The sequence below is a fragment of the Pseudomonas sp. DF5 genome (genome assembly GCF_058148225.1).
Window position 1 is genome coordinate 1 of sequence record NZ_JBYVYM010000011.1, and the last position, 24,714, is coordinate 24,714.

General features: G+C 60.1%; 27 protein-coding genes. 12 read left to right on the forward strand and 15 right to left on the reverse strand.

The window, feature by feature from the left end:
• Positions 1 to 133: 133 nt before the first annotated feature.
• Positions 134 to 631: a DUF6231 family protein gene (locus AC30D7_RS12005; RefSeq protein ID WP_490134200.1), complete on the reverse strand. Its 498-nt coding sequence runs from the start codon at positions 629 to 631 to the stop codon at positions 134 to 136.
• Between the two features lie 178 nt (positions 632 to 809).
• Here AC30D7_RS12005 and AC30D7_RS12010 point away from each other — a divergent pair, with 178 nt between their 5' ends.
• The 4 genes from AC30D7_RS12010 to AC30D7_RS12025 all read left to right on the forward strand — a co-directional run bounded on the left by AC30D7_RS12010 (position 810) and on the right by AC30D7_RS12025 (position 3,501).
• Entirely contained in the window at positions 810 to 1,505 is a 696-nt protein-coding gene (locus tag AC30D7_RS12010; protein ID WP_490134201.1) for a PA1041 family peptidoglycan-binding anchor lipoprotein, read from the forward strand.
• Between the two features lie 90 nt (positions 1,506 to 1,595).
• On the forward strand, positions 1,596 to 2,309 hold the full coding sequence (locus AC30D7_RS12015) for a PA1041 family peptidoglycan-binding anchor lipoprotein (RefSeq protein ID WP_490134202.1): 714 nt from the start codon (positions 1,596 to 1,598) through the stop codon (positions 2,307 to 2,309).
• Between the two features lie 162 nt (positions 2,310 to 2,471).
• A complete protein-coding gene (locus tag AC30D7_RS12020) occupies positions 2,472 to 2,750 on the forward strand; it encodes a DUF1145 domain-containing protein (RefSeq protein WP_490134203.1) in 279 nt (92 codons plus the stop codon).
• Positions 2,743 to 3,501: a collagen-like triple helix repeat-containing protein gene (locus AC30D7_RS12025; protein WP_490134204.1), complete on the forward strand. Its 759-nt coding sequence runs from the start codon at positions 2,743 to 2,745 to the stop codon at positions 3,499 to 3,501. The genes AC30D7_RS12020 and AC30D7_RS12025 overlap by 8 nt, the downstream gene beginning before the upstream one ends.
• 163 nt (positions 3,502 to 3,664) lie before the next feature.
• Here AC30D7_RS12025 and AC30D7_RS12030 read toward each other — a convergent pair whose 3' ends face one another.
• Positions 3,665 to 4,129: a CopD family protein gene (locus AC30D7_RS12030; protein ID WP_490134205.1), complete on the reverse strand. Its 465-nt coding sequence runs from the start codon at positions 4,127 to 4,129 to the stop codon at positions 3,665 to 3,667.
• 99 nt (positions 4,130 to 4,228) lie between these two features.
• Here AC30D7_RS12030 and dinG point away from each other — a divergent pair, with 99 nt between their 5' ends.
• The 5 genes from dinG (at position 4,229) to pdxH (ending at position 12,122) form a co-directional block, all read left to right on the forward strand.
• Positions 4,229 to 6,373: an ATP-dependent DNA helicase DinG gene (gene dinG / locus AC30D7_RS12035; protein WP_007935913.1), complete on the forward strand. Its 2,145-nt coding sequence runs from the start codon at positions 4,229 to 4,231 to the stop codon at positions 6,371 to 6,373.
• 96 nt (positions 6,374 to 6,469) lie between these two features.
• Complete coding sequence (locus AC30D7_RS12040; protein WP_490134206.1) at positions 6,470 to 8,974, forward strand: beta-galactosidase; 2,505 nt, start codon at positions 6,470 to 6,472, stop codon at positions 8,972 to 8,974.
• A 228-nt stretch (positions 8,975 to 9,202) separates the two neighbouring features.
• A complete protein-coding gene (locus tag AC30D7_RS12045; protein ID WP_490134207.1) occupies positions 9,203 to 10,348 on the forward strand; it encodes a serine hydrolase domain-containing protein in 1,146 nt (381 codons plus the stop codon).
• 115 nt (positions 10,349 to 10,463) lie between these two features.
• Positions 10,464 to 11,450 (forward strand): OmpA family protein, encoded by a 987-nt coding sequence (locus AC30D7_RS12050; protein ID WP_490134208.1) that lies wholly within the window; start codon positions 10,464 to 10,466, stop codon positions 11,448 to 11,450.
• Positions 11,451 to 11,474: 24 nt separating this feature from the next.
• On the forward strand, positions 11,475 to 12,122 hold the full coding sequence (gene pdxH / locus AC30D7_RS12055) for a pyridoxamine 5'-phosphate oxidase (RefSeq protein ID WP_007935906.1): 648 nt from the start codon (positions 11,475 to 11,477) through the stop codon (positions 12,120 to 12,122).
• A 5-nt stretch (positions 12,123 to 12,127) separates the two neighbouring features.
• On the opposite strand, the gene AC30D7_RS12060 is transcribed toward pdxH, so the two are convergent.
• Entirely contained in the window at positions 12,128 to 12,364 is a 237-nt protein-coding gene (locus AC30D7_RS12060) for a hypothetical protein (protein ID WP_490134209.1), read from the reverse strand.
• Positions 12,365 to 12,532: 168 nt separating this feature from the next.
• On the opposite strand from AC30D7_RS12060, the gene AC30D7_RS12065 reads away from it, so the two are divergent.
• On the forward strand, positions 12,533 to 12,997 hold the full coding sequence (locus AC30D7_RS12065) for an outer membrane lipoprotein (RefSeq protein WP_476215080.1): 465 nt from the start codon (positions 12,533 to 12,535) through the stop codon (positions 12,995 to 12,997).
• Positions 12,998 to 13,088: 91 nt separating this feature from the next.
• On the opposite strand, the gene AC30D7_RS12070 is transcribed toward AC30D7_RS12065, so the two are convergent.
• The 5 genes from AC30D7_RS12070 to nhaA form a co-directional block, all read right to left on the reverse strand.
• Positions 13,089 to 13,337 (reverse strand): pyocin S6 family toxin immunity protein, encoded by a 249-nt coding sequence (locus tag AC30D7_RS12070; RefSeq protein WP_490134210.1) that lies wholly within the window; start codon positions 13,335 to 13,337, stop codon positions 13,089 to 13,091.
• Positions 13,338 to 13,497: 160 nt separating this feature from the next.
• A complete protein-coding gene (locus AC30D7_RS12075) occupies positions 13,498 to 13,647 on the reverse strand; it encodes a hypothetical protein (protein ID WP_490134312.1) in 150 nt (49 codons plus the stop codon).
• Between the two features lie 95 nt (positions 13,648 to 13,742).
• A complete protein-coding gene (locus AC30D7_RS12080) occupies positions 13,743 to 14,036 on the reverse strand; it encodes a colicin E3-like toxin immunity protein (RefSeq protein ID WP_490134211.1) in 294 nt (97 codons plus the stop codon).
• Positions 14,005 to 15,231 (reverse strand): S-type pyocin domain-containing protein, encoded by a 1,227-nt coding sequence (locus AC30D7_RS12085; RefSeq protein ID WP_490134212.1) that lies wholly within the window; start codon positions 15,229 to 15,231, stop codon positions 14,005 to 14,007. Before AC30D7_RS12085 ends, AC30D7_RS12080 begins: the two co-directional genes overlap by 32 nt.
• A 121-nt stretch (positions 15,232 to 15,352) precedes the next feature.
• On the reverse strand, positions 15,353 to 16,540 hold the full coding sequence (nhaA, locus tag AC30D7_RS12090) for a Na+/H+ antiporter NhaA (RefSeq protein WP_490134213.1): 1,188 nt from the start codon (positions 16,538 to 16,540) through the stop codon (positions 15,353 to 15,355).
• 247 nt (positions 16,541 to 16,787) lie between these two features.
• Between nhaA and AC30D7_RS12095 the strand changes: the two genes are divergently transcribed.
• Positions 16,788 to 17,885 carry a PLP-dependent cysteine synthase family protein gene (locus AC30D7_RS12095; RefSeq protein ID WP_490134313.1) on the forward strand — a complete coding sequence of 366 codons (1,098 nt, stop codon included), beginning with the start codon at positions 16,788 to 16,790 and terminating at the stop codon, positions 17,883 to 17,885.
• A gap of 144 nt (positions 17,886 to 18,029) precedes the next feature.
• Here AC30D7_RS12095 and AC30D7_RS12100 read toward each other — a convergent pair whose 3' ends face one another.
• The 3 genes from AC30D7_RS12100 to AC30D7_RS12110 form a co-directional block, all read right to left on the reverse strand.
• Positions 18,030 to 19,643, reverse strand: coding sequence for an NAD(P)/FAD-dependent oxidoreductase (locus tag AC30D7_RS12100; protein ID WP_490134214.1), 1,614 nt, complete (start codon positions 19,641 to 19,643; stop codon positions 18,030 to 18,032).
• 95 nt (positions 19,644 to 19,738) lie between these two features.
• On the reverse strand, positions 19,739 to 20,404 hold the full coding sequence (locus tag AC30D7_RS12105) for a COG3650 family protein (protein WP_490134215.1): 666 nt from the start codon (positions 20,402 to 20,404) through the stop codon (positions 19,739 to 19,741).
• A gap of 93 nt (positions 20,405 to 20,497) precedes the next feature.
• A complete protein-coding gene (locus AC30D7_RS12110) occupies positions 20,498 to 21,097 on the reverse strand; it encodes a short chain dehydrogenase (protein ID WP_019580940.1) in 600 nt (199 codons plus the stop codon).
• Between the two features lie 106 nt (positions 21,098 to 21,203).
• Between AC30D7_RS12110 and AC30D7_RS12115 the strand changes: the two genes are divergently transcribed.
• Positions 21,204 to 22,118, forward strand: coding sequence for a LysR family transcriptional regulator (locus tag AC30D7_RS12115; protein WP_019580939.1), 915 nt, complete (start codon positions 21,204 to 21,206; stop codon positions 22,116 to 22,118).
• A gap of 60 nt (positions 22,119 to 22,178) precedes the next feature.
• Here AC30D7_RS12115 and AC30D7_RS12120 read toward each other — a convergent pair whose 3' ends face one another.
• The 4 genes from AC30D7_RS12120 to AC30D7_RS12135 are packed head-to-tail and all read right to left on the reverse strand — an operon-like array spanning position 22,179 to position 24,595.
• Positions 22,179 to 22,658, reverse strand: a complete 480-nt coding sequence (locus AC30D7_RS12120) for a DoxX family protein (protein ID WP_490134216.1) — start codon at positions 22,656 to 22,658, stop codon at positions 22,179 to 22,181.
• Entirely contained in the window at positions 22,655 to 23,413 is a 759-nt protein-coding gene (locus tag AC30D7_RS12125) for an HvfC/BufC N-terminal domain-containing protein (RefSeq protein WP_490134217.1), read from the reverse strand. Before AC30D7_RS12125 ends, AC30D7_RS12120 begins: the two co-directional genes overlap by 4 nt.
• Positions 23,410 to 24,264: an MNIO family bufferin maturase gene (gene bufB, locus AC30D7_RS12130; RefSeq protein WP_490134218.1), complete on the reverse strand. Its 855-nt coding sequence runs from the start codon at positions 24,262 to 24,264 to the stop codon at positions 23,410 to 23,412. Before bufB ends, AC30D7_RS12125 begins: the two co-directional genes overlap by 4 nt.
• 25 nt (positions 24,265 to 24,289) lie before the next feature.
• Positions 24,290 to 24,595: a BufA1 family periplasmic bufferin-type metallophore gene (locus tag AC30D7_RS12135; protein WP_490134219.1), complete on the reverse strand. Its 306-nt coding sequence runs from the start codon at positions 24,593 to 24,595 to the stop codon at positions 24,290 to 24,292.
• Between the last annotated feature and the right edge of the window lie 119 nt (positions 24,596 to 24,714).

Here is a 24,714-nt window from a genome sequence, read left to right on the forward strand (position 1 = left end):
TCCCTTTTGTCTGTTTAAACAGATTCAGGGCCATTAGATCACCCCTTAATCACTGCTTCAGGTTATGAGCTCGCGAGGGGCTGCCATCTAATACAATGGGGATCTAACGCTTGCAAGGTGTCAGATCATTGCGTTACCACCAGTATTTCCCGAAGTTTTCCGGATTGGCCCAGAAGCGTGAGTTGAGCCAGTCGGGCACCTGTTTGTAGTCAAGCAGATCGTAGGTAAACAGCGTCAACACTTGATCGTCACGCTGGAAGCGTTCGCTGGCTTGCAGGGCCAGGGAGAAAAAATCCGTCTCCTGCCAACCGCTGGCCGGCAAGTCGGCCAGCACTGCAATGCGACTGGCATTGAGGTTGCGGATCCCGCCGAGCAGATTCAGGCCGTCGCGCTTGGGCAAGTGTTCGAGGCAATCGACCACCAGCGCCAGATCAAACCGCTGCGCCGCCAGTTCGGCCGGCAATGCTCCGGGTGCGGCAAAGGCGACGATGCTCTCCGGATGCGCGAGTTTGAACGCCTCGAGCGCGGGGAACTCACTGGCGCCAATCAGCAACAGACGCGACGGGGTGTAACGATCAAGCAAAGCGGCCAACGCCTGCTGGGGCGTGCGCGTAGAAATACCTGCAATCATCGAAATTCCTCAATCAGAACGCCAAGACTAACGTGTCTTGCAGAGCGGGTTTAAGCAAAAAGCGCCGATGTTCCGTGAACATAAGGTAAAACAGCAATGGCCTATTGCTGGCGGAGATTAAAAGTCCGGTCTTTACTCCTTGAAATCGGTTATTAGCCGATCCCTCAGGAGAAACTAGATGAGCATAGTCCGGACAGCATTACCTTTGGTTCTGCTAACCAGTGTGTTGACTGGTTGCGCAGGTTTGCAGAAAACCGACTGGCCGACCTGTGCGGCGGTCGGTGGTGTCGTCGGTGCGGGGCTCGGTGCGACCGAGAGCTCTTCATGGGCGGGGTACGGCGCGCTGCTGGTCGGCGGCACGGCAGCGGCTTATTGCTGGGTGCATGGCGACGGTGACGAAGACGGCGATGGTGTGCCGGACAGCCGCGACAAGTGCCCGCACACACCTAGAGGCGTGCGTGTCGATGCCGACGGCTGCCCTCCACCCGCGCCTGCGCCTGTGGTCGAAGAGAAGGCGGTGGTCAAGGAAGAAGTCATCGTTATCCGTGATGTTCACTTCCAGTTCGACTCGTCCAAGCTCACCCCTTCCGATAAAGAGGTGCTCAACACCGTTGCCACGCGCCTGAAACAGGAATCCTCCAGCGCCCGGTTGACCGTGACTGGTCATACCGACAGCGTCGGCAGCGATAAATACAACCAGAAACTGGCGGACAAACGCGCCCATTCGGTGGTGGAGTACCTGATTTCCCAAGGTGTGCCACGCAGCAGTTTCGTGTCTGTGACCGGCGCAGGTGAAAGCCAGCCGGTGGCCGATAATAAAACTGCTGACGGCCGTGCGCTGAACCGCCGCACGGAAATCAAAATCGACCGCTAAACCCCTTGTACTCCGCGGCTTGTGCAGTCGCGGATGCGGGTCTTTACTCCTGTGTGACCGGTATGGGCCGGTGACACAGGAGCATTCACAATGAGCGTTCTCACAAGGACCGTCTTGCCGGTTCTGCTGCTTGGCAGTCTTCTGACCGGTTGCGCCACCCATAGCGATGGCACCGCCCCCTTGAATCAACGTACCTGGCCGATCTGCAGTGTCATTGGCGGACTGGTCGGCGGCGGTTTGGGCGCGATCGAAAGTGGCGGTTGGGCCGCGGGAGGAGCGGCGCTCGGTATCTTGACCGGTGGCTTGATCTGTTACGCCCAGGATGGTGATGAAGACGGTGACGGTGTCTTCGATCGCCGCGATCGCTGCCCCGATACGCCTGCCAATACACCTGTCGAACAGCACGGCTGTCCGCTGCCGCAGTATCCGGCCAGTGTGAAACCTGCTGAACCTCCGGTATCCGAAGTCATCACCCTGAACGGTAACGTGTTGTTCGCTTACAACCAGTCTGATCTGACGCCTGAAGCGCGCAGTGAGCTGGACTCGCTGATGCCCAAATTGCAGAGCGCTGATGTGGTGAGCATCAAAGTCGTCGGCCATACCGACAGCCAGGGCTCGGACACCTATAACCAGAAACTGTCGGAGCGTCGTGCCAGCAGTGTAGCGACCTACCTGTTGAGCCAAGGGCTGGCGCCGAACAAAATCACCAGCGAAGGACGGGGCGAAAGCCAGCCGGTGGCCGACAACGACACGGAAGAAGGGCGGGCAAAAAACCGTCGTGTGGAGTTGCACATCAATCGCTAGGCTCCGTGATCAAGAGGCCCGTGATAGAGCCGTCGGATGATCGTCAAGGTTGATCCGGCGGCCATTCGATGCCTTTCGGAAGAATTTTCCGTTGCCCTCTGGCTTATCCCGCGTGTAAGCCGTTACTGTGCGTGCAAATAAAAATTCTCGACGGGGGAGCGTATGAAGGTGTTTTGGGGGCTGGGGAAGTTATTGACCCTGCTGTTCTGGTTGGTGGTGCTGGTCAATCTGCTCATACCGTTTGTGCATCCACTGCATCTGTTGGTCAACCTGGCCGGCAGTCTGTTGGCACTGACTCATCTTCTGGAGCTGGTGTTCTGCAATCGCAGTCTCAAAGGTCGAGCCCACCCTTGGCGTGATCGCCTGAAAATTATCTTTTTCGGCGTTTTTCACCTGCAAACCATTCCGGCCCCGGCCACTGTGAAGGCTTCCCATGCGTAAACTCTGTCTACTCGCTGCACTCATCAGCCCATTGGCTTGCGCCCAAGTGGTGAGCGTCGAAACCAATTCGCTGATGCGTTTGCCCAACACTGCCAGTTCCTTGCAACTGGAACGGTTGGAAGTCGCCGATTACGGCACCTTGCTGATTCCTTCGAATGTGACCGAAGTATCGGTCAGTGAACTGCGCCTGGGACGCGAAGCGCGGATCGCCATTGTGCCGAGCGAACAGGCACTGGAATTGAAAGTCAGCCGGGCCGAGTTGGCTGAAGGCAGCCAGATCACCGCGCGGGGCGCCCCCGGAACTTATCTCAAGGCCGCCCGCTCCGGGCGCAATCTGAATTTGCAGATCAAAGCGCTGAAGGCACCGCAATTGTCGGTAGACGCTCGCGGTGGCGCGGGCGCCCCGGGTTTTGTCGGCCTCGATGGGGCCAACGGTCAGGCACCGGGTTGCACCTGGGGCCAGGCCGGTCGCGGCTTCGATGGCAGTGACGGCAGCGACGGCCAGCCAGGTGCGCCGGGGGCGGCGGTTCGGCTGGAAGTGCCGCGTGACTATCCGGCGGAGCAGATCAAGGTCGAGGTGGCGGGCGGAGTCGGTGGCGCGGCCGGACCGGGTGGCAAACCGGGAGCGGGCGGCAAGGCCAAGGGCTGCATTATCTATAAAGCCGATGGCGGCAAGAGCGGTCGCCCTGGTACCGATGGCCAGCCTGGGCCTGCCGGGGCGGTAGGTTCGGTGAGCATTCAGCGGTTGTAAGAGCGACCGAGAACCCCTGTGGCGAGGGAGCTTGCTCCCGCTGGGTCGCGAAGCGGCCCCAAAGCCGGCGACCCTGTTCTTTCAGAACGTGCGCAGTGATCGATTACGACGGCTACGCAGCCGAGCGGGAGCAAGCTCCCTCGCCACAGAGACTATGCATTGCTCAGAACATCGGCCGAGCTGCAGCAATCGCCACCAGCACCAACCCGACCATCAGGTTAATCCCCACCAACCGGCGAATCTTGCCCAGCGTCGCCGCGCCTGTCGGCCAATCCTGAGCCGCTACCGCGGTGCGCAGTTCCGGCAGCAGCAACGCCTGAATCCGGATGAACAGCGCGGTCATCACCACATACAGTCCCATCATCACCTGCACATACCGCGGTGCCGCTTCAAACCCGGTGAACTGCAAATGAATCATGCCCACACCGCTGATCGGCAAAAGCACCACCGCGACCCAGACCCAGCGGAAAAAACCTTGAAACACTTCCACCCACAGCTTCAACCGGGCAGGGCCTTCCAACACTTTCATCGCCGCAGGGCGAACGACCATCCAGGCGAAAAACATGCCGCCGACCCAGACCAGGGCGGCCAGGACATGCAGGGTATAAACGATGCCAAAAGGTGTCATTGGGGTACTCCGTTCTGCGCGGGATTAATTAGCGGGGTATGATAGCCACCGATCCCAACTACTGAAAATTTATCCAGCGTTTTTTGCGCCCGACAATCAATGATCAGCACTGAACTCAAAACCACGATCCAGGGCGCCTACTCGCGTTTTCTCGAAGCCAAGAGCCTCAAGCCGCGCTACGGCCAACGCCTGATGATCGCCGAAATCGCCAAAGTCCTCGGTGACATCGACACCGACGACGAAGGTCGGCGCAGTGGCGACCCCGCGATTGTCGCGGTGGAAGCCGGCACCGGTACCGGCAAAACCGTGGCCTACAGCCTGGCGGCCATCCCTGCTGCCAAGGCCGCTGGCAAGCGTCTGGTGATCGCCACGGCCACCGTGGCCCTGCAAGAGCAGATCGTCTACAAGGATCTGCCCGACCTGATGCGCAACAGCGGGCTGAATTTCAGCTTCGCCCTGGCCAAGGGCCGGGGGCGCTACATGTGCCTGTCCAAGCTCGACATGTTGCTCCAGGAAGGTCACGCGCAAACCGCCACCGCGCAGCTGTTCGAAGAAGAAGGCTTCAAGATCGAGGTCGATGAGGCCAGTCAGAAGCTGTTCACCAGCATGATCGAGAAACTTGCCGGCAATAAGTGGGACGGCGACCGCGACAGTTGGTCCACCGCGCTCGAAGACGCCGACTGGGCGCGCCTGACCACCGATCACAGCCAGTGCACCAACCGCCATTGCCCCAACTTCGGCCAGTGCGCCTTCTACAAGGCCCGCGAAGGCATGGGCAAGGTCGACGTGATCGTTACCAACCACGACATGGTCCTGGCCGACCTGGCCCTGGGCGGCGGCGCGGTTCTGCCGGACCCGCGCGACACGATCTACGTGTTCGACGAAGGCCATCACCTGCCGGACAAGGCCATCGGCCACTTCGCCCATTACACACGCCTGCGCTCCACCGCCGACTGGCTGGAAACCACCGCCAAGAACCTCACCAAATTGCTTGCCCAGCATCCGTTGCCGGGGGATCTGGGCAAGTTGATCGAGCAGGTGCCGGAACTGGCCCGGGAGATCAAGACCCAGCAGCAGTTCATGTTCAGTGCCTGTGAGCAGGTTGCCGACTTCAAGCCCGGCGAAGACGTCGAAGGTCGCGAGCGGCCGCGTCACCGTTTCGTCGGCGGGGTGATTCCCGAACACATGCGTGAGATGGGCATCGAGTTGAAGAAGGGCTTTGCCCGGCTGACCGACCTGTTCACACGGCTTACCGAACTGCTCAAGGAAGGCATGGACGGCGAGGTCAACATCGGCATCGCCAGCAACCAGGCCGAAGAGTGGTATCCGCTGTTCGGTAGCCTGCTGTCGCGTTCTTCGGGCAACTGGGAGTTGTGGACCGCCTTCACCGTCGAAGACCCGGAAGACAACCCGCCCATGGCCCGCTGGCTGACCCTTGCCGAAAGCGGTTCGCTGTTCGACATCGAGGTCAATGCCAGCCCGATCCTCGCGGCGGAAATGCTCCGGCGCAACCTGTGGAACGTGGCTTACGGGGCGCTGGTAACCTCGGCGACCCTGACCGCTCTTGGCACCTTCGACCGTTTCCGCATGCGCGCCGGCCTGCCGAAAACCGCCGTGACCGCCGTGGTCCCGAGCCCGTTCCATCATGCCGACGCCGGTGTGCTGCGGGTGCCGGACCTGAAAGCCGACCCGCGCGATGCACCAGCTCATACGGCGGCGATCATTCGCGACTTGCCGGAACTGGTCGAGGGCTCCCGTGGCACTCTGGTGCTGTTCTCCTCGCGCAAACAGATGCAGGACGTGTTCGACGGGCTGGATCGCGACTGGCGCAAGCAAGTGTTCATTCAAGGCAACCTGTCGAAGCAGGAAACCCTGAACAAGCACAAAGCGCGGGTCGATGGCGGGGATTCCAGCGTGCTGTTCGGCCTGGCGAGTTTTGCCGAAGGCGTGGATTTGCCCGGTGCCTACTGCGAGCACGTGGTGATCGCCAAGATCCCGTTCTCGGTGCCCGACGATCCGGTCGAAGCCGCGCTGGCTGAGTGGATCGAGGCTCGCGGCGGCAATCCGTTCATGGAAATCTCCGTGCCGGACGCCTCGCTGAAGCTGGTCCAGGCCTGCGGTCGCCTGCTGCGAACCGAAGAAGATCGCGGCACCATCACCTTGCTCGACCGTCGTTTGGTCACGCAGCGCTACGGCAAAGCTATTCTCAATGCGTTGCCGCCATTTCGTCGTGAAATTTCCTGATGCACCGGTGGGCAAATTTGCCCACCGCGTTGTCTACCTCACTGCCACTGCCTTTCCACTGGCCCATTGATGGTCGTTAGGGAGAACCTCGTTCTTATGATTCGCCGTTCGTTGCCCGCCGTTTTTGCCTTGATGTTCGCAGCCCCTTTACTGGCGGCCCCTACCGGCCAGCAGACGCTGTTCAACTTTGTGCGTCCCGCCGACGTGGTTCAGGTGGCGACCCAGGACGCCAGCCTGCCGCAATCCAATGCGGAGCAAACGGCCGAAGGCGAAGTGCTGCGCCGCGTGACCTTCAACCCGGTCGCCCAGCCGAGCTTGCGCCTGACACCGCAGACCGGTGCCTGGGACTGGTCGCAGTCGGGCGTCATGAGTCTGCGGATTCAGAGCGCGATGAACTGGGCCGTGACCCTGTACGTGAAAATCCAGAGCAACGATGGCAAGACACTGGTCAGCCGTGTCGATCTGCCGGCCGGCCCGGCGCAGACCTTATTGGTACCGCTGCAGCCGAGCTCGCCGCTGAGCCAGGGCATGAAAGCCGGCCCGCCAATGCCGATCAACTTCGAAGGGCAGCGTGTATTGCTGGCCAGCAGTACCGGTGAGTTGGACCGCAGCCAGGTGGTGTCGGTGACCTTGTCGATGGATCAGCCGAAAGTTGCGCAAAGCATCCTGCTCGAGCGCTTCGGCGTGCAGGATGGCGAGGCGGTGACCAAAGCCGCTTATGGCGGCCTGGTGGACGCTTACGGTCAATCGACCCGGGCCAAATGGCCGGAGAAGATCAGTAGCGACGAACAACTGAAATCCGCCGCCGGCAAAGAACAGCAACAACTGAAAACCTGGCTGGCCGAGCGCGAGAAGGCGCCTCTGGACAAGTTCGGCGGTTTGAACAAAGGCCCGGAGTTCAAGGCCAGCGGCTTTTTCCGCACCGAAAAGCGTGATGGCCGCTGGTACCTGGTGACTCCGGAGGGGCATCCGTTCTATTCCCTCGGCGTCAACACCGTGACCCCGAGCGTCAACCAGACCTACGTCGCCGGGCGCGAGTGGATGTTCGAGTCCCTGCCCAAACCCGAAGAACCCTTGGCCAGTCACTATGGCGAAGGCGATAACCGTGGCGGCAACGGTGTTGATCAGGGCCGAGCCTACAACGCCGGTCGTTGGTACGATTTCTATGGCGCCAACCTGCAACGACTGTATGGCGACCCTTGCGCACCGGGCAGCGACGCCAAGGCCGGTGTTGCCGAAGCAGCCAAGGCCGAGGCGGTCGAGGCGACGGCTGACAAGACCGCCGAACAGTCAGCCGCTCCTGCGCCTACCGAATCCAGCGCCGGTGTTGCCGAAGCGGCCAAGACCGGCGCGGTTGAAGCGTCGGTCGAAAAAGCAGCCGCCAAACCCTGCAAAGTGGCTGTCGACGAGCAACGCTGGGCCAGTCACACCCTCGATCGCCTGCAGGCCTGGGGTTTCAACACCCTCGGCAACTGGAGCGCACCGGTGTTGGGCAACGCTGACCGTGTGCCGTACACCTTGCCGCTGTCGATCGTCGGCGATTACGCCAGCATCAGCACCGGCACCGATTGGTGGGGCGGCATGCCTGACCCGTTCGATCCACGTTTCGCCATGGCCACCGAACGCGCCGTGGCCATCGCCGCCCGGGACCATCGCGACGATCCGTGGCTGATCGGTTACTTCGCCGACAACGAACTGGCTTGGGCCGGTCCCGGTGATGACCCGAAGGCCCGCTATGCACTGGCCTACGGCACCTTGAAAATGACCACCGACGTGCCGGCCAAACGCGCCTTCCTCAAGCAGCTGCGCGACAAATACCGTAATCAGGCGGGCCTGTCGAAAGCCTGGGGCATTGATCTGCCGGCCTGGGAGTTGATGGAAGACCCAGGCTTCGTCCCGCCGCAGCCGAGCGCCGAACACCCGGAAATCGAAGCTGACTTCAAATACTTCCAGAAGGTCTTCGCAGACACCTACTTCAAGACTGTTTCTGACTCGCTCAAATGGCACGCGCCAAATCAATTGTTGCTGGGCGGCCGCTTTGCCGTCAGTTCCCCCGAGGCAGTCGAGTCCTGTGCGCAATATTGCGACGTGTTGAGCTTCAACATGTACACCCTGCAACCCCAGGACGGTTACGACTTCGCCAAACTGCGCAGTCTGGACAAACCGGTGCTGATCACCGAATTCAACTTCGGCTCGGCAGATCGCGGCCCGTTCTGGGGCGGCGTGACGCAACTGGCGAAGGAAGAAGACCGCGGCACGGCTTACGCTCACTTCCTCAAACAGGCGATGAGCGAACCGTCGATTGTCGGGGTGCATTGGTTCCAATACCTCGATCAACCGGTGACCGGTCGTCTGCTGGATGGCGAGAACGGGCACTTCGGTCTGGTGGGCATTACTGATTTGCCGTTCCAGGGCTTTGTCGACAGTGTGCGCAAAAGCAATGTGCAGATCATCGATCAGCTTGGCAAAGAGGCGGAGAAAGCCAGCGCTGAAGCGGATAAAGCCAGTCACGATGTCGAGGGCGGCAGGAAGGGCGAGGCAGGCAAAGGCCCGGGCAAGGGCGCCGGGCACGCGGGTGGGCATTCGGGCAATGGCCACTGAGTTCTGATAGACCGGGTTATCGTTCTTCGCGGGCAAGCCTCGCTCCTACAGGTAATGCGCAATCCCTGTAGGAGCGAGGCTTGCCCGCGAAGGCGTCGGTATAGGCACTATAAATTTCCGATCATTTCCATAACCGGGCGACCATCCGACCCGATCCTGTTCCCAAAACCCTCAAGGGCTGGAACAATGCGGGCCACTTTGTAGAGCGTCTATCCGGGAGAGTTGCGGGTGCAGATTCAGGGTCATTACGAGCTTAAGTTCGAAGCGGTGCGTGAAGCGTTTGCAGCACTGTTCGACGATCCTCAGGAACGTGGCGCGGCGTTGTGCATCCGGATCGGTGGTGAAACCGTCCTCGACCTTTGGGCCGGTACCGCCGACAAGGACGGCCATGAGGCTTGGCACAGCGACACCATCGCCAACCTGTTCTCCTGCACCAAAACCTTCACCGCCGTGGCGGCCCTGCAATTGGTGGCTGAAGGCAAGCTGCAACTCGATGCCCCGGTCGCCCGCTACTGGCCCGAATTTGCCGCCGCCGGTAAAGAATCCGTGACACTTCGCCACTTGCTCTGCCATCAGGCGGGTCTGCCGGCCTTGCGCGAGTTGCTGCCCCCTGAGGCACTTTACGACTGGCAGACCATGGTCAATGCTTTGGCCGCCGAAGCACCCTGGTGGACGCCGGGCCAAGGTCACGGTTATGCGGCAATCACCTATGGTTGGCTGGTCGGTGAATTGCTGCGGCGCGCCGACGGTCGTGGGCCGGGCGAGTCCATCGTGGCGCGGGTTGCCAAGCCCTTGGGGCTGGATTTCCATGTCGGCCTGGCCGATTCAGAGTTCCATCGCGTGGCGCACATCGCCCGCAGCAAGGGCAACGTCGGCGATGCTGCGGCCCAGCGCTTGCTGCAGGTGACCATGCGGGAACCGACGGCCATGACCACTCGGGCCTTCACCAACCCGCCGTCGATCATGACCAGCACCAACAAACCGGAATGGCGACGCATGCAGCAGCCGGCCGCCAATGGCCACGGCAACGCCCGCAGCCTGGCCGGTTTCTACGCCGGACTGCTCGATGGCAGCCTGCTGGAAAGCGAAATGCTCGACGAGCTGACCCGCGAGCACAGCATCGGCGAAGACAAGACCTTATTGACCCAGACCCGCTTCGGCCTGGGTTGCATGCTCGATCAACCGGATGTACCCAACGCCACCTACGGCCTCGGCCCTCGGGCGTTCGGTCACCCGGGTGCTGGCGGCTCCATCGGTTTTGCTGATCCGGAACATGATGTGGCCTTCGGTTTTGTGACAAATACCCTGGGGCCGTACGTCTTGATGGACCCACGAGCCCAAAAGCTTGTGCGAGTACTGGCCACTTGTCTGTAAATCACGCTTAAGGGGGCCAGGGCCGGAACCCGAAAGCCTTTGTGGTTTCAAAGCGTCTGTTTAGCAGGGGGCACTCCCCGGCTGACTTTTCATTACCTCATTTTGTGGATACCCAATGTCGTCCAATAAAACCCTCGCCCTGGCCCTGTGCTTCGCTATCACCGGTTGCGCACAAACCCCACAAAATGACGCAGCAGGCGGCAGCAGCTGGTGGCCGTTTGGTTCTTCCGACAAGGTCGCGACCAAAGAGCCCACTCCAGCCCCGGCGCCCCTGAAACCTGCCACCACAGCACCTGTCACCAAGGCTGAAGCCGATGCGGGTGGCAAATGGTGGTGGCCGTTCGGCGGCAAGGAGCAAAGCACCGCCAAAGCGGCTGTACCGATGCCCGATCCGAAAGTCACCCAGGCCTGGCTCGACGACTATGAGCCGCGCCTGCGCGATGCGATCAAGGGCAGCAACCTGCAACTCGAACGCCGTGAGAACGTGCTGGTCGTCACTGCTCCGGTAGAAGGCTCGTTCAACCCTGACCGTCCGGCCATGCTCTTGCCGGTGACCCTCGCTCCGTTCACCCGTGTCGCGAAAATCCTCGAAGCCGATCCAAAGACTGCCGTGCTGGTACTCGGCCACAGTGATACGTCGGGTGCCGCACCGGCCAACGTGAAACTGAGCCAGGAGCGCGCCCAGGCGGTGGCAGCGATTTTCCGTCTCAGCGGTCTGCAGCGTGATCGCCTGATGCTGCGCGGCATGGGCGGTGACGCACCGCGCGCCGCCAACGACAGTGCCGAAGGTCGTGCCTTGAACCGTCGCGTCGAGCTGTTGGTGACGCCGGCGAACACCATGGTCGCGTTGTTGAGCAAGTACAACATGCCGGCTCCGGCACCGCTGACCAAGGTTGCCGCGCAAGACGTCAAGCCAGCGGCCACGCCTGTGACCCCGGCACCTGCTGCGAAAAAAGCGGCTGTCCCGGCGAAGAAGAAGGCACCAGTCAAGAAAGCGGCCGCCAAGGCTCCAGTCAAAAAAGCCGCAGTGAAAAAAGCGGCACCAGCCAAAGCCGCTGCCGACACCAAGAAAGTCGCCACTGGCGATGCCACAAAGCAGTGATTCATTAACCAAAAGGAATGCGCCATGACCCGGCCCTTGGCAGATATGCGTCGCGACTACACCCGAGATGGCTTGACCGAGGCGCAAGCCCCGGCTGAGCCGTTCGCGCTGTTTCATCAGTGGTTTGCCGATGCGGTGAAAACCGAACAGGTGCCGGTGGAGGCGAATGCCATGACACTGGCCACCGTCGATCAGGATGGTCGCCCGCATTGTCGCATTCTGCTGCTCAAGGGCCTGGACGAGCAGGGCTTTACCTTCTTCACCAACTACGAGAGCGACAAGGGTCAGCAATTGGCAGCCAATCCATTTGCAGCCATGACGTTCTTCTGGCCGGCCCTGGAGCGCCAGGTGCGCATCGAAGGTCGGGTGGTGAAGGTCACGCCTGAAGAATCCGACGCCTACTATCAGGTTCGGCCTCTGGGTAGTCGTCTCGGTGCGTGGGCGTCGCCCCAGAGCCGGGTGATCGCAGATCGCGCCGAACTGGAAGCGTTGCTCAAAGACACCGAGCAGCGTTTCAGCGACACCCAACCGCACTGCCCCGAACATTGGGGCGGTTATCGCTTGCTACCCGAGCGCATCGAGTTCTGGCAGGGCCGTCCGAGCCGTCTGCACGATCGCCTCAACTACCGCTTGCAGGGCGCCGACTGGGTGCGTGAGCGCCTGGCCCCGTAAACGGTCTACCGATTGGAGTAATCTGCCGCAGCAGCCTCAAGCCACTGCGGCAGATCCCGACGCTTGATCTTCTGCGCTTGAGCGTTCGCCAGTTGCTGGAGCATAAAGGCTCTTTTGTGTTCGTCTTTACCCGCCAGTGACAACGCCAGATCGCGGTCCCCCCAGCGTCTGATCCGCACGTACAGCCACCAATGGAAGTACAAACCGGCGACGGTCGTGACGACAATGATGAAGTAATCCATGATAATCCTTGGGTCAGCGGCGCAGATTTCGTAATGTGACGCTACTGTGTGGTGAGTTCGCAAAGCGCCTGTACCAGGCCTGAATGAAACCAATTTTATCCGGGCGACGCCGTGACAGGCGTCAAGCCGCGGAGTTTAATGGATACCTGTCCTATGGAGTTTGATGCTATGCGTAAGTCTGTTTTGCTGGTTGCTTCCTTTTCCACGATGGCGATGTTGCTCACCGGCTGCCAATCGAGCCTGACCGGTGACTCCTATTCCCGTGACGAAGCGCGTCGCGTGCAGACGATTCGCATGGGCACCATCGAAGCTCTGCGTCCGGTGAAAATCGAAGGCACCAAAACCCCAATCGGCAGCGCTGCGGGCGCAGTCGTGGGTGGCGTCGGCGGTAGCGCCGTCGGCGGCGGTCGCGGCAGCATCGTTGCAGCGGTCATCGGCGCTGTAGCGGGTGGCCTGGTGGGGTCGGCTGCCGAAGAAGGCCTGACCCGCACTCAAGGCGTCGAAATCACCGTGCGCGAAGACGATGGCAGCATGCGCGCCTACGTGCAGGAAGTTCAGCCAAACGAAGTGTTCCGTGTGGGTGAGCGTGTGCGGATCTCCACTGTGGGTGGGACCAGCCGCGTTTCGCACTAAGCGGAAACGAAAGGAAAAAGAAAACCCCGATCAGGTGACTGGTCGGGGTTTTTTGTGTCTGTTGTTTTCGGTTATGTCAGATTCAATATCGTTAGTCGTTGCTACAGAGTCCCATGTAGTACATCAGGTCCTCTCTTAAGGGGGCACCCACCAAGTCTAAAGTCACACTGGCTTGATCGTGAGAGAGTGTGTGCTCGCCCATAGGTACATCCCATAAGGTTGACCAGCCCATGACTTTCAACACTGCCGTCTCTAAGGCTTGCGGCACATCCTTTTCATATTGCAATGAATTGTCGGGATTCGGCCCCGGGAAAAATCCGGTAATTGCGATAAATATCATCCTTGTCCCTCATCATCTGATCATTCCCACGCTCTGCGTGGGAATGCATGTCGTGACGCTCCGCGTCACCAATGCACAGGACTCAAGCCTGGCGTCGTGAGCGGAATGCAGAGCGTCCCCGGCGGCATCCCCACGGGAGCGTGGGGCCGATCAAAAATGCTTAATAAGCGTTACAACTTAACTGAAAGAAATGCGCCGGATTAAAAACCGTCTTTTTCAACAGTTTCTCCAAAGCGTCAAGTTGATCACTTGTCAGGTCGTAGCCTTCCCAGCCTTGCTGTTCTCCCGTCCATCCCATAATGGCTGCTATTTGCTCGTCGCATCCGCTGGGAAATTTTTCCGCAAATACAAGAAACTCTGTTTTTTATCAAAGGCTTCAATTTTGTAGATCACAGGGAAGGCTTGTTACCAGGCTTCGCTGTAATCAAACGCAATCTGATAGTCGTAAGTGGTCAGGATGATGTCGTGTTGAAAAAAAGGCTGAATTGTAGCGACCCATTTCTCGATTACATTGAAACCGCCATTATTGATGTTGTTTTCCACCGGGATACCCAAGGCATTCAATACTGACTCATCATCGCCTAAGTCTTTGGACGACTCCTCGCCTTGGCACATTTGGGTTTGCTTGTCGTACCACTCCAGTCTCAGTTTTAATCCCATCATTACCTCACAAATATTTTTTCCTGATGCTTCGTTCATCTTTCGGGTCTTCGCGCCGTTCACCTGTAATGGGGTCAAACGCACCTAAGTGGGCTCCATCACTTGCGCGGTATACTTCCAATTCTCCGTGCATCGAATCCCACTCGTAAATTCTCCTGCCCTTGGCATCTGTCCAACGTTCTCGAAGCCCACCACCTCCTTGTACAGGATTCATTTTTTTTGCTTTTTTAAGGCCGGGAAACGCGGTGATTTGTTCTGTTTTCGGAGGTTTATGATAGCTATGCCCCGCTGATGGGAGGCCTTTACGTGACGTATTGACTACGATGTATAACGGCCCAACCCCCGAATCCGCCGGAAACACAAGAATGAAATCCTTGTACTCCGGCGGATAAACCGGATTCACAAGAATGCTGTCCGCCGCTTTCGTCGGAGGATAAACCCAGATATGCGGCGCCTGCGGGGCGGCTTCGAGGGCGGGGATACCGAGGATGTTGGAGCCGTCCACGACGGGTGTCCAGATCAGTTCGATGCCTTCACCTAGGTCAACTATGTATTGGCTGCCGCGTGAGGTGAACTGCACGACATCGACCATTTCCCAGTCACGGTTTTTACCGGTGTAGAAGCCATAACCCTTGAGGCTGCCGTCCGCTTGCTGCTCGACTCGCAGACGCACGCGGGTGCGAGCTTGTTTGAGGGTGAGCAGTTGGTCTTCGGTGTAGAGGGCGCTGTCGCCCAGGTTCGATGGCATGAGCAACGCCACCAGACCTGCCAAGGTAGCCGCAGCGGTGCTGGCGGCGACGGTGGGTAATGCGGCGAACGCTGAGCCACCCAGGGCGAAGCTGCCGAAACCCGCAGGGATGGCGGTGCCACTGATTTTCTTCAGCGGCACCACACCGGTTTCATCAGCCTCGCGGGCGCCGAGCAGAATCAGTTCGCCGTAGTCTTTCAGGCTGTCGGTCGGAACAACTCCGGAGGTGTTCGTGTAGTCGATGATTGCATCAGGCAGTTTGCAGGACTTGGCGAACGCGCATCCCGCACGGGCAACGTTGTCCTTTCTCGCTGCGACTTGAAGGCTGTCTTCGAAGGTTTGCTGCCTTGCGAGCATAGCGTCGTAGGCGTTTTGTCTGGCATCACGCTCGGCCAATTCGGTGGCCGTCATGAATCGGTGGGTGACGTGATGCCCGTCGCCCGACGGTGGGTTTTGCACCCGTGGGATGTCCTTGTTGCCAGCCACTGATTGTCCTTTCGCTCGTCCATCGGCAACCCCCAAAGAGGGGGCTGCGCGACGTTAACGAACGTGGCTAATCATGGCTGTAGGACGAGTCCTCAATGTCGCTAAGAGTGTTCTCTATCGCTCAGGAAGGCAGCGCAGCGCTCTTGCGACTCGCCGCCGCCGTCACTGCATAACCGATCAATGCCGCCAGGATCGAGCCGGTCAAAATCCCCATCCGATCCATCCCGGCGTATTCACTGGCGCCCGGCACGAAGGCCAGGGAGCCGACAAACAAACTCATGGTGAAACCGATGCCGCAGAGAATCGCCACCCCCATGATCTGGCCCCAGTTGGCGCCTTGGGGCAGGGCGGCGATGCCGATTTTTACCGCCAGCCAGGTCAGGCCGAAAACACCGACGGTCTTGCCCAGCAGCAGGCCGACGGCGATGCCCATCGGTACATGGTGGGTGAAGCTTTCGACGGTCACACCGCTCAGGGACAAGCCAGCGTTGGCGAAGGCAAACAGCGGCAGGATGCCGTAGGCCACCCACGGATGCAGGGCATGCTCCAGGGTCAGCAGCGGCGACGGCTCGGCGTTTTTCGTGCGCAGTGGAATGCAGAAGGCCAGGGTCACACCGGCCAGTGTGGCGTGCACGCCGCTCTTGAGTACACACACCCAGAGGATCAGCCCGATGATCATGTACGGCCCGAGTTTCACTACACCGAGTCGGTTCATCCCGATCAAGGCCGCGATGCAGGCTGCGGCCAGCGCCAGGGACAGGGTCGACAGTGCGCCGGAGTAGAAGATCGCAATGATGATGATTGCGCCCAGGTCGTCGATGATCGCCAGGGTCATCAGGAACAGTTTCAGCGACACCGGCACGCGTTTACCCAGCAGGGCCAGTACGCCGAGGGCGAAGGCAATGTCTGTAGCCGTCGGGATGGCCCAGCCACTCAGGGCGGACGGGTTATCGCGGTTGAGGAACCAGTAGATCAGCGCCGGCACCACCATGCCGCCAATCGCGGCCGCGCCGGGCAGGACGATCTGCGACGGTTTCGACAGTTGGCCGTCGAGGACTTCGCGCTTCACTTCCAGGCCGATCAACAGGAAGAACAGGGCCATCAGGCCGTCGTTGATCCACAGCAGCAATGGCTTGGCGATTTTCAGTGCGCCGATCTGAGCCACCACCGGGGTGTCCAGCAGACCGCTATAGAGCCACGACAGCGATGAATTGTTGATGATCAGGGCCAGGACAGCTGCGGCGATCAATAGCAGACCGCTGGCAGCTTCCAACTGAAAGAAACGCGTGAACGTGCTACGCAGAGGCAAGGTCGCTCTCCATCGATGAATTCAAAAGGTGGCACACCCTAACCCGTACCGTTGGTTGTTAAAACAAAAGTTATATTCTTTTTTGTTATATGCCGTTACAACGTGCCCGGTCAGCAAAGGCCTGAGCCTAGCAGTTGCCGGACGTATTGAACCCCAGCTGTATCTGTGCGTGATGTAGGTTTTTTCCTAAGCTTGTGGACTGAGCCTTGCGACAAGGCCGACTCTTGCCTGATTCAACGAGAAAACCATCATGAGCGACAACCGACAGTGGGCCCGCGAAGCCATCCGGATCATCGAAGCCGACTTCCAGCGTAGCGCCGACACCCACCTGATCCCCTTGCCGCTGCCGGGGTTGCCGGGCATCGAGTTGTACTTCAAGGATGAGTCGAGCCATCCCACTGGCAGCCTGAAACATCGGTTGGCCCGCTCATTGTTCCTCTATGCACTGTGTAACGGCTGGCTCAAACCCGGTGCGCCGGTGATTGAAGCGTCCAGCGGTTCGACGGCGATTTCCGAGGCGTACTTCGCCCGGCTGCTGGGTTTGCCGTTCATTGCGGTGATGCCCGCGAGCACGTCCAAGGAAAAGATCGCGCAAATCGCTTTCTACGGTGGCAAGAGCCATCTGGTGGACGATCCGACGCAGATTTACGCTGAGTCCGAACGCTTGGCTCACGAACACGACGGGCATTTCATCGACCAGTTCACCTACGCCGAACGCGCCACCGACTGGCGAGCGAACAACAACATTGCCGAATCGATCTTCCATCAGATGCGCTTCGAGCAGCACCCGGAACCGAGCTGGCTGATTTCCAGCCCCGGCACCGGCGGCACCACCGCGACACTGGGCCGTTACGTGCGCTATCGCCAGCATTGCACCCGTGTGCTGTGCGCCGATGCCGAGCGTTCGGTGTTTTTCGATTACTACAAGACCGGCGACGCCAGCCTGCGCCTGGATCACGGGTCACGGATTGAAGGTATTGGCCGGCCGCGTGTCGAGGCGTCGTTCCTGCCCAAAGTCATCGACGCGATGGTCAAGGTGCCGGACGCCTTGTCACTGGCAGCCATGCATTACCTGGCGCAGCGTTTGGGGCGACGGGTTGGCGGATCGAGCGGGACTAACCTGATCGGCGCCTTGATGGCAGCCCAGCAGATGATGGCGGCGGGGGAGTCGGGGTCGATCGTGGCGATTCTGTGCGATGGCGGTGAGCGCTATGCCGACACCTATTACGATCAGGCCTGGCTCAAGGCCCAAGGGTATGAGTTGAGTGGTTTGATGGATGCCGTGGCGGGCAGTGTCGAACGCGGCGAGCCGCTGCCGGCCAGCGTGTTGCGCGCCAATATCTAAGATCTTTCAGACGCTGAAGACCCTTGTGGGAGCCGGGCTTGCCCGCGATGACGGATTCAAATTCAACAGAAATGTTGACTGATCCACCGCTATCGCGGGCAAGCCCGGCTCCCACAGGTTTTGTGTTGTTCGGTGATCTGCGTGTCAGGCCTCGAGGCCGAGGATATCCCGGGCAACCGCTTCAGCAATCCGAATCCCGTCTACACCCGCCGACAGAATCCCGCCCGCATAACCCGCGCCTTCACCCGCCGGGAACAAACCCTTCACGTTCAGGCTCTGCATCGACTCGTTACGGGTAATGCGCAGCGGCGATGAGGTGCGCGTCTCGATCCCGGTCAACACGGCGTCGTGCAGCGAGTAACCACGAATCTGCTTCTCGAATGCCGGCAAGGCTTCGCGAATCGCTTCGATGGCGAACGCCGGCAGAGCCAGGGCCAAGTCACCCAAGGCAACGCCCGGTTTGTAGGACGGCTCGACGCTGCCCAATTCGGTGGATGGCTTGCCGGCAATGAAGTCGCCGACCAGTTGCGCCGGTGCTTCGTAGTTGCTGCCGCCCAGCACAAAGGCGTGGGATTCCAGGCGTTCCTGCAACTCGATACCAGCCAGCGGGCCGCCCGGATAATCGACTTCCGGGGTGATGCCGACGACGATCCCGGAGTTGGCGTTACGTTCGTTACGCGAGTACTGGCTCATGCCGTTGGTGACCACGCGGTTCGGCTCGGAGGTCGCCGCCACTACGGTGCCGCCCGGGCACATGCAGAAGCTGTAGACCGAACGACCGTTCTTGGCGTGGTGCACCAGTTTGTAGTCGGCAGCGCCGAGTTTCGGGTGGCCGGCGTATTTGCCCAGGCGCGCGCGGTCGATCAGTGACTGCGGGTGCTCGATACGGAAACCCACTGAGAACGGCTTGGCTTCCATGTACACGCCACGGCCGTGCAGCATGCGGAAGGTGTCCCGGGCGCTGTGGCCGAGGGCCAGAATCACGTGCTTCGAATGGATCTGTTCACCTCCATGGAGTTCGACGCCCACCAGCTGGCCGTCGTCGATCAGCACATCGGTCACCCGCTGCTGGAAGCGCACTTCGCCGCCCAGGGCGCGAATCTGCTCACGCATGTTTTCCACCACACCGGTCAGACGGAACGTCCCGATGTGCGGCTTGCTGACGTAGAGGATTTCTTCCGGCGCACCGGCCTTGACGAACTCATGCAGAACCTTGCGACCGAGGAATTTCGGGTCCTTGATCTGGCTATAGAGTTTGCCGTCGGAGAACGTCCCCGCGCCGCCTTCACCGAATTGCACGTTGGATTCGGGGTTGAGCACGCTTTTACGCCACAGACCCCAGGTGTCTTTGGTGCGCTGACGCACTTCGGTGCCGCGTTCGAGGATGATCGGCTTGAAGCCCATCTGCGCCAGCAGCAGGCCGGCGAAGATCCCGCACGGGCCGAAGCCGACCACGATCGGACGCTGGCTCAGGTCGGCCGGCGCCTGGCCGACCATTTTGTAGCTGACATCCGGCGCCACGTTGACGTTACGGTCATCGGCGAACGTGCGCAGCACCGCCGCCTCATCGCGAACGTTGAGGTCGATGGTGTAGATGAAACACAGTTCGGAGGACTTTTTGCGCGCATCGTAGCTGCGCTTGAACAAGGTGAAGTCGAGCAGGTCATCACTGGCGATGCCCAGGCGCTGCACGATGGCAGGGCGCAGGTCTTCTTCGGGATGGTCGATCGGCAACTTGAGTTCGGTGATTCGTAACATGGCGGGATCCGGTTCGCGGGGCGCACAACTGCGCCAAGGCGTTTGAAGCCCGCGATTATAAGCCTCAAAGGATGATTTCAGTGAGGCTAAAACGATCAGTCGTTACGCGATCCGCCGAAATACCCGCAGCCGCGTTGCACCTGGCCGTCGATGCGCAACTCGGCGCTCATGTGCTGCACGCTGTCGGTGCTGCTGTCGACGCAACGCCGCGGCGCGACCCAGAGCTCGATGCGCTGATTATTGGCTTCGGTGCTGAGGTTGAAGCGGCCATCGCCCAGCTGTTCTTCAACGTACGGCAGGGCCAGGGGTGGCTGACCGGCGCGGTCGATTACCATGCCCTTGCCGCTGACCTTGACGCTCCACTCCGGGCCATGGCCGGCGGCGCGCAGGATCAGCTGTTTGAAATTGGGATCGTCGCAGGCGGTGCCCGAACGCTCGACGCGGTACAACTGTGTGAGGTCGAGCTGGCTGTCAGCACCACTGGCAACGATCCGGCCGCGCACGTCGGCAAACAACTTGCCCTGTTCGTCAGCCAGGGTCGCAGCCTCTTGCAGGATGCTGGTGCCCCCGGTGTCATTGACCACAAAACTGCGCTGTTCATTACACGGCTGGAACAACAGCTTGCCGTCAGCTGCCGTCAATTGGCCCTGCATCCGGGTCTGGCCCACATGGGAAGCACTTTGCCGTGGGCCATCGAGCAGTTGGCAAGCGGCGAACAACGGAAGCAGGGCAACAAGTACCAGGGAACGGGCAACACGCATCTTTGAGTCTCCAGACAAGTGTCGCCACGTTACTCAGCCTGACCGTTCATCACAACCCTGCAATGTTCTCGCTTTCCTGTGGGCAAGTCTGGTTCAACCGACGCGATAGGTCTGACCGGTCTGCAGGCCTTCCACACTTTTGGCGTAGGCCAATGCCACGTCGGCGGCGGGAACCGGTTTGAAACCACGGAAGTACGGCGCATAGCTGCCCATGGCTTCGACCAGTACGTTCGGGCTGACCGAGTTGATACGCAGGCCGCGCGGCAGTTCGATCGCCGCCGCACGGACGAAGGCGTCGAGGGCACCGTTGACCAGGGCCGCGGAGCTGCCGGTACGAATCGGATCGTGGCTGAGGATGCCGGTGGTGAAGGTGAAAGACGCACCGTCATTGGCGAATTCCCGGCCGATCAGCAGCAGGTTGACCTGGCCCATCAGCTTGTCGCGCAAGCCCAGTTCGAAGTCCTGTGCGGTCATGGTGGCCAGCGGCACGAAGTTGACGCTGCCGGCGGCGCAGATCAACGCATCGAAGTTGCCGGTCTGTTCGAACAGTTTGCGGATCGAGTCGCTGTCACTGATGTCGACCTGGAAATCCCCGCTTTTACGGCCGATACGGATGATTTTGTGGCGCTGGGACAGTTCATGGTCAATGGCCGAACCGACGGTGCCGGAGGCGCCAATCAACAGAATTTTCATCGTGCAGTTCCTTAAGTGGGTTGGATTTAAAGTTAAGTCTAGTGTGGTTTTTTTTATTAATAAGCGTGCTAATGGGCAACCTTTGGTTTTCAAATGGAAACAATCCATGAGCGAAATGGACGATCTGGCGGCATTCGCGGTGTTGATCGAAGCGGGCAGTTTCACCCTGGCCGCCCAGCAACTGGGTTGCAGCAAGGGGCAACTCTCCAAGCGCATCAGCCTGCTGGAAACGCGCTTTGGCGTGGTGTTGCTGCAACGCACCACTCGCCGCTTGAGCCTGACGGCGGCGGGTGCGGCGTTGTTGCCGCAAGCCCAGGCGCTGGTGGTGCAGGTGGAGCGTGCGCGTCAGGCATTGGCACGGCTGAAAGACGACATGGCCGGCCCGGTGCGGATGACGGTGCCGGTTTCATTGGGGGAAACGTTCTTTGATGGCGCACTGCTGGAATTTTCCCGGCAGTACCCCGAAGTGCAGATCGAGCTGGAGCTCAACAACCACTACCGCGACTTGTCCCGGGACGGGTTTGACTTGGCGATACGCTCGGAAGTGGCCAACGACGAACGCCTGGTCGCCCGACCGCTGCTGGCCTGGCACGAAATGACCTGCGCCAGCCCCGCGTATCTTGAGCGATTCGGTGAGCCGCTGACGCCTCAGGCACTGGCCGAACACCGCTGCCTGCTCAATAGCCATTACAGCGGTCGCGAAGAATGGCTCTATCACCAACAGCACGAATTAACGCGGGTGCGAGTGTCGGGTCCGTTCGCCAGCAACCATTACAACCTCTTGAAGAAAGCTGCACTGACCGGTGCGGGCATTGCGCGTTTGCCGTCCTATCTGTTGCAAGAGGAATTGGCCGACGGGCGTTTGCGCTGGCTCCTTCGTGATTATCAGACCCGCAGCATGCCGATGTATCTGGTGCATCCGTATCAGGGCGGTTTGCCCAAGCGTACCCAAGTGCTGGCGGACTATTTGATTGGTTGGTTCAAGCGCAGTGGTGAGGCGTTGGATCGGCTTCAACGCTAACGTCTCACTAAATAACCCCTGTGGGAGCGGGCTTCATTGTCTGGAGTTCTGGGGGTGGTTTCAGTGCGCGTATCGCCTGGCAATCAGGTGATCGATCGACAGTTTGCCCGGCCCGGTCGCCATCAAGTACAGCAATACTGCCGCCCAGGTGCCGTGGGTCGGATAGGCATCGGGGTACACGAACAGCTGAATGGTCAGGGTCATGCTTAACAGCGCCAGTGCTGAAAAGCGCGTGGCGAAGCCGATCAGGATCAGCACCGGAAAGAAATGCTCAGCGAAAGCCGCCAGGTGCGCCGCCAGTTCCGGGGAGAGCAACGGCAGGTGATATTCGCTCTGGAATAACGGAATGGTCGAGTCCGCCAGCCTTGGCACACCGAGTTCAAAGGTGCCGTCGATCAAGTCGATGGCCAAGCCTTCCACCTTGGTTTGCCCGGACTTCCAGAACACCGCGGCGATGGAAAAGCGTGCGATGAAGGCGATCAAGCTGTGGGGAATTTTTTCCAGCAGCGCGATGGCGCGGCTGATGGGGTTCGTGTTCATGGCGATACCTTGTGGTGTAAATGGGTGATGGCGTTGTGGCTGATCAGCAGCGCCAGGGTTTGGCTGAGATCGAAGGCGGGCGCGGTTTCCAACGCCTGGCTCAGGGGCAGGCCGAGTCGCAGGTTCTGAATGAAGGTGCTGGCGCCGTGATCGATGGCGAAGACCTCGACCTCCAGTCCGTTGCGCAACACCAGCGCGTTTTGCCCGTGGCTGAGGTCGATCCCGGCCAGCGTCGAGTCCTGTTGATGCGCCGCCCAGATGGCGACCACGGCGAAAGCTGAAGCCAACAGATTCAGGGAGGGGTGAAGCCCTACGGTCAGCTCGCTCAGCGCCTGTGGGTCCGATAGCACGGCGGCAATCTGTTCATGACTCAAGGGCTGCGCGTCAGCGGCGTGATAAGCCTGAACGCGCAAGCGCTCCAGCCGCGCCACATCGGCCAGATAAGGCACGCTGGCTGCCGGTTCAAAATTGTCGATGAACTCGGCGAAGTCCTTGCCGTAGTCGTTGATGAGCGGGCTTTGCGGTGGGCAACTTTGCACATACAACCCTGCCATCGCCCGGAAAAATTCATCACCGACCAACTGCATAACCACCGGATAGCTGTCGGCCAAGGCGTTGATCAGCGAGCTCTGCACATTGTTGCGATACACCGCGAAACGGCTGGCCGGATCGGCACCGTTGGCACTGAACACGCCCTCGGGGCAGGGCCGTTGCGGATCGAGCAGGGCGGCGGAAAAAGCGGCTTGAGTGCTCATGGCCGGCTCCCTGCGCGGTGCAGCAACTCATCGGCATGACGGGCTTCGGCGTGCAACACACTGAAGGCCGGTAACCGGTTGTCGCGTTCGATCAACGTGGCGATCGGGCCGACCCGCTCCAGCACCTGCGAGTACAGCGCCCACACCGCGTTATCGACGGGCGCACCGTGATCGTCGATCAGCAGTCGGTCACCAAGGCTGTCGGTGTCTTCGGAAAACCCCGCCAGATGAATCTCTCCTACCGCGTGCAGCGGCAGGGCGTCGATGTAGGCCAGCGGATCTTTTTGGTGATTGATGCAGGAAACGTAAACGTTGTTGACGTCCAGCAGCAGGCCGCAGCCGGTGCGGTGAATGACTTCACCGATGAAGTCGGCTTCATCGATTGTCGAGTTCTGGAACGCCAGGTACGTCGCCGGATTTTCCAGCAGCATCGGGCGTTTGAGGGTGTTCTGCACCTGATCGATGTGCTCGCAGACGCGGGTCAGCGTCGGCGCATCGTAGGCCAGGGGTAGCAGGTCATTGAGAAACACCGGGCCATGGCTGGACCAGGCCAGGTGTTCGGAAAAGGAGTGGGGTTGATAGCGCTCGATCAGCGCGGCCAGCCTTTGCAGGTGCCGACCATCCAGCGGACCTTCGGCACCGATGGACAGGCCAACGCCATGCAGCGACAGCGGATACTGCTCACGGATCAACCCCAGGAAATGATGAAACGGGCCGCCGGCCACCATATAGTTTTCGGCGTGGACTTCGAAGAAACCAATGTCCGGTTGAGCACCGAGCACTTCACGAAAGTGCTCGGTCTTGAGCCCCAGCCCGGAGCGGGGCGGGAGCCCGGAGAATGAATGATTCATGGTCGACGCTCAGGCTGGGGGCTGATTACGACTTGGCTTTATAGGCTTCCATCTGGCCGAAACCGGTTGGCGAGGTCTGGCTCATTGTGGTGGCGCAGGTGCCCTTGGGGACGAGCTTCCAGGCGTTGGCCTGGTAGTCGGTTTTGGCGGTGCCAGCGCAAGTGGTGCCAGCACCAGCGGCGCAATCGTTATGACCTTTCATGGCCACGCCGAAGCATTTTTCCATGTTGGTGTCAGCGGCGTGGGCAGTGGAGACCGAGGCGACGCTCAGGGCAGAACCAAGGGCCAGAACCAGGGCGGTGGCGGACAGGGTGCGGGTGGTAGCAGTCATGATGTTTCTCCGAAATTGAGCTTGGTATGGCAAGCGTTTGTGCTTGCTTACCGCTCTAGAGAAACGACAGGGCGAGGTGTTACAGCTGACTGCAGATTTTTTTCAAAAATCCTCAAAAC

What these genes read in the sequence shown, in the direction of transcription:
- pdxH (WP_007935906.1), top strand. Translation starts at nt 11,475, where the DNA reads ATGACCCGGCCCTTGGCAGATATGCGTCGCGACTACACCCGAGATGGC.
- AC30D7_RS12135 (WP_490134219.1), bottom strand. Translation starts at nt 24,595, where the DNA reads ATGACTGCTACCACCCGCACCCTGTCCGCCACCGCCCTGGTTCTGGCC.
- AC30D7_RS12070 (WP_490134210.1), bottom strand. Translation starts at nt 13,337, where the DNA reads ATGATATTTATCGCAATTACCGGATTTTTCCCGGGGCCGAATCCCGAC.
- bufB (WP_490134218.1), bottom strand. Translation starts at nt 24,264, where the DNA reads ATGAATCATTCATTCTCCGGGCTCCCGCCCCGCTCCGGGCTGGGGCTC.
- AC30D7_RS12105 (WP_490134215.1), bottom strand. Translation starts at nt 20,404, where the DNA reads ATGCGTGTTGCCCGTTCCCTGGTACTTGTTGCCCTGCTTCCGTTGTTC.
- AC30D7_RS12025 (WP_490134204.1), top strand. Translation starts at nt 2,743, where the DNA reads ATGCGTAAACTCTGTCTACTCGCTGCACTCATCAGCCCATTGGCTTGC.
- AC30D7_RS12125 (WP_490134217.1), bottom strand. Translation starts at nt 23,413, where the DNA reads ATGAGCACTCAAGCCGCTTTTTCCGCCGCCCTGCTCGATCCGCAACGG.
- AC30D7_RS12115 (WP_019580939.1), top strand. Translation starts at nt 21,204, where the DNA reads ATGAGCGAAATGGACGATCTGGCGGCATTCGCGGTGTTGATCGAAGCG.
- AC30D7_RS12015 (WP_490134202.1), top strand. Translation starts at nt 1,596, where the DNA reads ATGAGCGTTCTCACAAGGACCGTCTTGCCGGTTCTGCTGCTTGGCAGT.
- AC30D7_RS12110 (WP_019580940.1), bottom strand. Translation starts at nt 21,097, where the DNA reads ATGAAAATTCTGTTGATTGGCGCCTCCGGCACCGTCGGTTCGGCCATT.
- AC30D7_RS12010 (WP_490134201.1), top strand. Translation starts at nt 810, where the DNA reads ATGAGCATAGTCCGGACAGCATTACCTTTGGTTCTGCTAACCAGTGTG.
- AC30D7_RS12080 (WP_490134211.1), bottom strand. Translation starts at nt 14,036, where the DNA reads ATGAACGAAGCATCAGGAAAAAATATTTGTGAGGTAATGATGGGATTA.
- AC30D7_RS12030 (WP_490134205.1), bottom strand. Translation starts at nt 4,129, where the DNA reads ATGACACCTTTTGGCATCGTTTATACCCTGCATGTCCTGGCCGCCCTG.
- AC30D7_RS12100 (WP_490134214.1), bottom strand. Translation starts at nt 19,643, where the DNA reads ATGTTACGAATCACCGAACTCAAGTTGCCGATCGACCATCCCGAAGAA.
- AC30D7_RS12065 (WP_476215080.1), top strand. Translation starts at nt 12,533, where the DNA reads ATGCGTAAGTCTGTTTTGCTGGTTGCTTCCTTTTCCACGATGGCGATG.
- AC30D7_RS12040 (WP_490134206.1), top strand. Translation starts at nt 6,470, where the DNA reads ATGATTCGCCGTTCGTTGCCCGCCGTTTTTGCCTTGATGTTCGCAGCC.
- dinG (WP_007935913.1), top strand. Translation starts at nt 4,229, where the DNA reads ATGATCAGCACTGAACTCAAAACCACGATCCAGGGCGCCTACTCGCGT.
- AC30D7_RS12050 (WP_490134208.1), top strand. Translation starts at nt 10,464, where the DNA reads ATGTCGTCCAATAAAACCCTCGCCCTGGCCCTGTGCTTCGCTATCACC.
- AC30D7_RS12060 (WP_490134209.1), bottom strand. Translation starts at nt 12,364, where the DNA reads ATGGATTACTTCATCATTGTCGTCACGACCGTCGCCGGTTTGTACTTC.
- AC30D7_RS12020 (WP_490134203.1), top strand. Translation starts at nt 2,472, where the DNA reads ATGAAGGTGTTTTGGGGGCTGGGGAAGTTATTGACCCTGCTGTTCTGG.
- AC30D7_RS12005 (WP_490134200.1), bottom strand. Translation starts at nt 631, where the DNA reads ATGATTGCAGGTATTTCTACGCGCACGCCCCAGCAGGCGTTGGCCGCT.
- AC30D7_RS12120 (WP_490134216.1), bottom strand. Translation starts at nt 22,658, where the DNA reads ATGAACACGAACCCCATCAGCCGCGCCATCGCGCTGCTGGAAAAAATT.